Annotated in this window: 2 protein-coding genes; one reads left to right on the top strand and one right to left on the bottom strand. The window is 72.2% G+C overall.

The features are described from left to right. The coding region (locus AB0C29_RS44385) for a beta-galactosidase (RefSeq protein ID WP_360833822.1) at nt 1-1,879 on the bottom strand (1,879 nt) is incomplete at its 3' end. Nucleotides 1,880-2,000: 121 nt separating this feature from the next. Here AB0C29_RS44385 and AB0C29_RS44390 point away from each other — a divergent pair. Then, a partial coding sequence (locus AB0C29_RS44390) for a methyltransferase domain-containing protein (protein WP_360833824.1) occupies nt 2,001-2,305 on the top strand: 305 nt, incomplete at its 3' end.

Genomic DNA, 2,305 nt, shown 5'->3' on the forward strand with positions numbered 1-2,305 from the left:
CCCAGATCTCGAGGTCGGTCGCGGCGGCGGTGTCGCCGGTCAGGTGCACGGTGCGGCCCCGGACCTCGGCGGTACGGGCCAGCGCCGGTCCGCGTACGAGCACCGGCCCGGCAGCGGTGTCGAGCCGCCAGATGGTGTCGGCGACGCTGTCCGCGGCGAGCAGGAGCAGCAGGGGTGGGCGGCCGCCGCCGGTGATGCGTACCTGGGCCAGGCCGGTGTGGGTGTAGTTGAGCCGCAGGTCGCCGGTGGTCGCGTCGAAGGTGCTGGTGACTGTGGTGCCGCCCGTTACCGTGACGGTCGGTGCGGACGCGTACCGCAGCACGGTCTCGCCGTCCTCGCCGTCGCGGCCGTGCAGGGCCAGCAGCCCGTGGGAGCCGTGCGGGGCGTGGGTGGTGATCTCGGAGGTGGAGTAGACCAGGTGCTGAGCCTCGACGTCGTACCCGGCGACGAGGATCTTGGCGTCCTGCCCGTCGAGCCGCAACTGCCCGGACTGCGGCACGGTGTACGAGCCGTCGCCGGTCTCGACCGGGAACCGGAAGGTGTCGTTGGTCGTGCCGTTCGAGGGGTTGTGCACGGCGTGGTAGAAGTGCGTACCGGTGTCGGGGTTGACGTTGTGGTAGAGCTTCACCGCGGCCGACGACGCGGTCACCGGCGGGCCGGCGTCCACCTTGGTCAGTGGTGCGACGCTCTGCACGAAGGAGCCGAGCTGTTTCATGGCCAGCGCCTTGGGCCGCAGCTGCCGGGCCTCGCTGATCGCCGCGCCGTAGTCGTAGGAGCTGTAGACCACCGGCGCCGGCAGCCAGCCCCAGCTGGTGCCGCCGAAGGTCATGTAGAAGTTCTGGATGCTCAGCCGGTTGGCGATGTTGGTGCCGTAGAACACCCGCTCGTAGCCGGGCCCCTGCCGCACGGCCGTGCACGGGTAGGTCCCGTTGCTGCCCCAGTAGTCGAACCAGCCGCCGCCGAACTCGGCGGTGAAGCCGGGGGTGTCCGGCGACGCGGAGGCGCCGCCCCGGGCGCCGCCCGGGCCGTGGATGCCCCAGTCCGGCGCGGTGTTGGGGCTGCCCGGGGTGGCATCGGTACGGCAGGTGCCACCCGGATACCCGTCGAAGGCGTACAGGTCGACGGGTCCCTCCACAGTGCCGGCGACGCCCGAACCAGCGGGCACCCAGCGGCCCTCGCGGCCCTTGTCGTTGTGGAAGATCGGCACGGTGATGCCGTCGGCGCGGACCTTGTCCCGCAGGTGGGTCATGTAGGTGCGCTGGGTCGTCGCGGTGTTGGCCAGCTCGTTCTCGATCTGGTAGAGGATCACCGTGCCGGTGCCGTCGGTGAGCTGGTGCCGCTTGATGACGGCGTCGACGGCGGTGAGCCACTCGTCGGCCGCGGCCAGATGGTCCGGGGCGTCGGTGCGGGCCTTGCCGGCCTGGGTGGTCAGCCAGCCCGGATAGCCGCCCGCGTCGACCTCCGCGTTGATGTACGGCCCCGGCCGCGCGATGACGTAGAGCCCGACCTCGGCCGCGATGGCCAGCAGCCGGTCCATGTCGCGGACGCCGGTGAAGTCGTACACCCCGGGCGCGGGCGAGTGGTAACCCCAGTCGAAGTAGACGGAGACCGTGTTGTAGCCGGTCGCCTTCATCTTCTGCAGCACGTCGCGCCACAGGCCCGGGCTCGGCAGCCGGAACGGGTGGAACTCCCCCGACCACACGAAGGTGCGCCGCCCGTCGAGGATCAGCGAGTACCGGTCGTAGCCGATGGTGTGCGCGGCAGCAGCCCGGGGTGGGGCGGCCGGCGCCGCGGAGGCGTGGACCAGGCCGGCACCGGCGGCGAGCAGGGCGACGACGGTGAGCAAGAAGCGGCGCCGCAAGCGGCGTGGGTTGGTCATCTCATCCCCGGTGAACGTCAGATGTCTGGGGTGTCCCGCCGAAGTTATCGATGAAACCCGATGTCCACAAGCCACGATGATCCGATGTCCGGCGGCGGGGCGGCCGCCCGGAAGGGGAACCATGAGCGAGTCGTACGACCGGTATCGGCGGGACCTGTGGCGGGACAAGGCCGAGGCCTACCGGCGCAGCTTCGCGAGCCTGTGCGCGCACCCCGTCCCGCTGCTGCTCGACGCGGTCCGGGCCGCGGCCGGGGCCCGCGTCGCCGACGTGGGCTGTGGCACGGGTTCGGTCAGTGAGGCCGCGGCGGCCCGCGGGGCGGCGGTGACGGCGGTCGACGCCGAGCCCGGCATGGTCCGGGCGACCGCGGCCCGCCTTCCGGCAGTACGGCCGGTGATCGGCGCGCTGCCGGAACTGCCCCTGCGGAC

Source organism: Actinoplanes sp. NPDC048791 (assembly GCF_040650095.1).
In the GTDB taxonomy this organism is placed as follows: domain Bacteria; phylum Actinomycetota; class Actinomycetes; order Mycobacteriales; family Micromonosporaceae; genus Actinoplanes.